Source organism: Piscinibacter sp., assembly GCF_050175855.1.
Classification (GTDB): Bacteria; Pseudomonadota; Gammaproteobacteria; order Burkholderiales; family Burkholderiaceae_C; genus Piscinibacter.
Genome location: NZ_JBFXIO010000408.1, coordinates 1 through 4,296 on the forward strand (window position 1 = coordinate 1; position 4,296 = coordinate 4,296).

Below are 4,296 nucleotides of genomic sequence, written 5' to 3' on the forward strand. Positions count from 1 at the left end.
GCTGGGTTTCGCGGTGCTGGCGGTCGTCTACAGCGGCTTCGGCCAGAGCACGGCGGAGCTGCCGTCGGAAGACAGCGTGCTCGAAGACGCCCGCGCCGCCTGGGAGTGGATCGCCCGCGAGCACCCGGGCCGGGCACGCTACATCTTCGGCCACTCGCTGGGCGGCGCGATCGCGGTGCAACTGGCCGGCCAGGTCGAAGACGCCCGCGGGCTGATCGTCGAAGGCACCTTCACGTCCATCCCCGACGTGTTCCGCAGCTTCAAGTGGGGCTGGCTGCCGGTCACGCCGCTGATCACCCAGCGTTTCGACTCGGCCCGCCGCATCGGTGAGGTGCGCGTGCCTGTGCTGGTGGTGCACGGCGCCAACGACGGCCTGATCAAGCCGGAGCTGGGCCGCGCGCTGTACGAGAAGGCGCCGGAGCCGAAGCGCTTCGTGCTGGTCGAGGGCGGCACGCACTACAGCACCAACGGCGTGGGTCAGGCCCTCTACCGCGATGCACTGAAGGACCTGTTCGGACTGGACGGCTGACGCGGGCATGGTCCAATCGCGGCCATGGCCACCCTGAAGCTCAAGAAACCCGCGGCCGGCAGCACCGCCGGCCGACGCGCCCCGCTGCGTGGCCCCGGCGCCAAACCCCGGCCGACGCTCGCCCAGGCACAGGCCGAACGCGCCGAGCGCGCCGCGCAGCGCCCCGCGGAAGCACCGCGGCCGGCGCCAGCCAAGAAGCATTCGCCGGCACGGCCCGCCCCTGCGCGCCCGGCCCCGGCGCGTCCCGCGCCTGCGCGCCCCGCTCCCGCCCGGCCCGCCCCCGCACCGCTGCCGCCGGCCCGCCCGGCCGGCACGAATACCGCTTTCAGCGGCCGCCCGCGGCCGTCGCCTCCACCGCCGGCCAGCGGCGCGCCGCACCCTGAGGGCAGCGTGCGCCTGTCCAAGCGCATGAGCGAGTTGGGCCTGGCCTCGCGCCGCGAGGCCGACGAGTGGATCGAGCGCGGCTGGGTGCGCGTCGACGGGCAGGTCGTCGCCGAACTCGGCGCGCGGGTGCTGCCGAACCAGCAGGTGACGGTGGACAAACGCGCGCGCAGTGAACAGGCGCAGCGCGTGACCGTGCTGCTGAACAAGCCGGTGGGCTACGTCAGCGGCCAGGCCGAAGACGGCTATGAGCCGGCCTCGGTGCTCATCACCGCGGCCAACCACTGGCGCGACGATCCCAGCGGCATCCGCTTTCAGCGTGAGCACCTGCGCTACCTCGCGCCGGCCGGCCGGCTCGACATCGACTCGGTCGGCCTGCTGGTGCTGACGCAGGACGGCCGCATCGCCAAGCAGCTGATCGGCGAAGACAGCGCGATCGAGAAGGAATACCTGGTGCGCGTGCAGCCGGCGGCCGGCGAGCCGCTGTCGGCCGAAGGCCTGCGGCTGCTCAACCATGGCCTCGAGCTCGACGGCGAGCCGCTCAAGCCGGCGCGCGTGGAGTGGGTCAACGAGGAACAGCTGCGCTTCGTGCTCACCGAAGGCAAGAAGCGGCAGATCCGCCGCATGTGCGAGGCCGTGGGGCTGAAGGTCACCGGCCTCAAGCGCGTGCGCATCGGCCGCGTGATGCTCGGCGACCTGCCGGCGGGGCAGTTCCGCTACCTGGGCGAGGGCGAGTCCTTCGCCTGAGCCTGCAGCGAGGCCAGCAGGGCGCGGGCACGATCGGACCAGGTGGCATCCGCCACGGCCACGCCCTGCCTCGCCGCGGCGAGTGCGGCTTCACGCTGGCCGAGATCCGCGCGCGTGCTGGCCAGGTTGATCCAGGCCGGCGCGCTGCCCGGATGCAGGCGCGTCGCATCCTCGAAGGCCTGCGCCGCGGCCGCCCGGTCACCGCTGGCGTGCAGGCTGTTGCCCAGGCCCATCTGCAGGCTGAGGCTGCCGCCGAAGCGCTGCAACGCGCTGCGGTAGGCGCGCACCGCCTGGGCGGGAGCGGCGGCACGCTCGAAGCCCACGGCGGCCTCGACCACGGCGGCCTCCTCGGCCGTCGCCGGCCACTGCCCCGGCGGCAGCGCCACGAAGGCCCAGCTGCCGGCGCGCACCCAGGTGTGCTCGAACGTGCGCATCGGCAGCACCTGCCGCTCGGTGGTGCCCGAGCGCAGGATCACATCGCCCGCCTCGAGGTCGTAGCCGACCAGCACCGCGTAGTGCCAGGCGGGATACCAGCTCAGGCCGAGGTTCTGCAGCACCACCACCGGGTGGCCGGCCTGCAGTTCGCGCAGCAGCGCCTCCAGCGTGCCGGGCAGCTTCGTCGCCACCGCGCCGTGGCGGCGCGCGCCGGCGATCATCTCGATCTGCAGCGTGCCGGTGCGCGCCGGCAGGAAGACCTCGTCGCCCAGCCGCTGCGGCGTCGCCTCGCGGCCGATGTCGGGCCAGCCCGCCAGCACCGTGGCCAGCGCCGCCGGGCCGCAGTGGTACTCGGTCTGGGGGAAGAAGGGCGTGGCCGCCAGCTCGACGCGCGGGGCCAGGCCGGAGGGCGGGGCGCGGCGCAGTGTCTCCGTCTGCACCGCGCAGCCCGCCAGCAGCGCCATCAGCAGCGCGAGCGCGGCAGCGAGCCACGCTCGCCGCGGCATGGCGCTCAGCGGATCGAGCGGGTGAACGGGAAGATCTTCGTGAAGCCGAGGATGTCGGTGATCAGCAGCAGCACGAAGATGAAGACGATGGTGCCGAGGATGTCGCTGGCGCCGGCCGGGGCGGTGTCCAGCGTGTGGGCCACGTGGGCGACTTCGGCATCGGTCAGCGCGGCGACACGAGCCTTGGCCTGGGCGAGATCGATGCCGCGCTCCTGCAGGGCCTGCGCCACGTCGGCGCGGTCGAGCATCGAGTTGACGTAGGCGCGCTGCTCGGTAGCGCTGATCACGCCCTCGCTGGCCGCCACCTGCTCGGTGCTGACGAGGGTGGCCTGCGCGCTGTGCATGAAGCCGGCGAAGCTGAGGCAGACGGCGATCAGGCGGGTCGTCCAACGGGTCAGGGTGTTCATCGTTTGTCGTCCTTTGCGAGCTGCGGCTTGCTGGTTGTAGGAAGAGCACATGGGCAAGCCTCCCACGTGCTGCGGATATCGTAACAAGCGGCCGGCGCCTCGCGTCACCGATTGCAACGGCGGCGGCAGGGTCGTTGCGCCGCGCCTGTTAGGCTCGCGCCATGTCGTCCCCGGTTCCCGAACGCCACGGCATGCGCCCTGCCGTGGTCGTGCTGCTGCTGACCCTGCTGCTGGGCATCCAGCCGATCACCACCGATCTCTACCTGCCCGCGCTGCCCACGCTGCAGCGCGACCTGGGCGCCAGCATGTCGGCCACGCAGCTGACGCTGTCGGCGCTGATCATCTGCTTCGGCAGCGCGCAGCTGGTGCTCGGCCCGCTGGCCGACCGCTTCGGCCGCCGGCCGGTGCTGCTCTCGGGGCTGGCGGTCTACACGCTGGCCAGCGTAGCCGCGGCACTGGCGCCGAGCATCGAGGCGCTGGTGGCCTGGCGCGCGCTGCAAGGCGCCGGCATGGCAGCGGCGGTGACCTGCGCGCGCTCGATCGTGCGCGACCTGTTCGCGCCACAGGAAGGCGCCCGGGTGATGTCCAAGGCGCTCAGCGGCCTGGGCCTGATCGCGATGGCCAGCCCGCTGGTGGGCGGCATCACGGTGCAGTGGCTGAACTGGCATGCCGCGCTGCTGGTGGTGGCGGTGTTCGGCGCGGCGACGCTGACCATCGTGGCGTGGCGCTACGAGGAGACGGTGCCCGAGCGCAACCCGCGCGCCACGCAGTTCGCGGCACTGGCGGCCAACTGGCGGGCCGTGCTCGCGAACCCGACCTTCCGCGCCTGGACGCTGCTCTCGGGCTTCGCCTACGGCGCCTTGTTCTTCCTGCTCGCCGGCACCTCGTTCGTCTACATCGGCCTGCTGGGCACCAGCAAGGTGGGCTATGGGGCGATCATGCTCACGCACTCGTTCGCCTACTTCGCCGGCACCTTCTGGTGCCGCCGCCTGCTGGCGCGGCACGGCCTGCGCGGCGCGGTGCGGCGCGGCGCCTGGCTGACCCTGGCCGGCGGCCTCTCGATGGCGGGCTTCGCGCTGGCCGGCATCCACACCGTGTGGGCGGTGATGCTGCCCTCCTGGCTGTTCTGCATCGGCCACGGCGTGCACCAGCCCTGCGGGCAGGCGGGCGCCGTCGGCCCGTTCCCCGAGAAGGCCGGGACGGCCGCCTCCGTGTCCGGCGGCTGGATGATGGCGGTGGCCTTCGTCGGCGGCCGGTTCCTCGGCCGCACCGCCGGTGCGAGCGTCTACCC

General features: G+C 73.1%; 5 protein-coding genes. 3 read left to right on the forward strand and 2 right to left on the reverse strand.

Annotated features, from left to right (window positions below; translation table 11 throughout):
• Positions 1-529: alpha/beta hydrolase (locus AB7U92_RS22630; protein ID WP_428582345.1), on the forward strand; the 529-nt coding region annotated here is incomplete at its 5' end.
• A gap of 24 nt (positions 530-553) precedes the next feature.
• Positions 554-1,657, forward strand: coding sequence for a pseudouridine synthase (locus AB7U92_RS22635; RefSeq protein WP_428582347.1), 1,104 nt, complete (start codon positions 554-556; stop codon positions 1,655-1,657).
• Here AB7U92_RS22635 and AB7U92_RS22640 read toward each other — a convergent pair.
• Positions 1,627-2,598, reverse strand: coding sequence for a PA2778 family cysteine peptidase (locus tag AB7U92_RS22640; protein ID WP_428582349.1), 972 nt, complete (start codon positions 2,596-2,598; stop codon positions 1,627-1,629). The two genes, AB7U92_RS22635 and AB7U92_RS22640, sit on opposite strands and share 31 nt — an antisense overlap.
• A gap of 5 nt (positions 2,599-2,603) precedes the next feature.
• Entirely contained in the window at positions 2,604-3,005 is a 402-nt protein-coding gene (locus tag AB7U92_RS22645; protein WP_428582351.1) for a PA2779 family protein, read from the reverse strand.
• A 161-nt stretch (positions 3,006-3,166) separates the two neighbouring features.
• On the opposite strand from AB7U92_RS22645, the gene AB7U92_RS22650 reads away from it, so the two are divergent.
• Positions 3,167-4,296: multidrug effflux MFS transporter (locus tag AB7U92_RS22650; protein WP_428582353.1), on the forward strand; the 1,130-nt coding region annotated here is incomplete at its 3' end.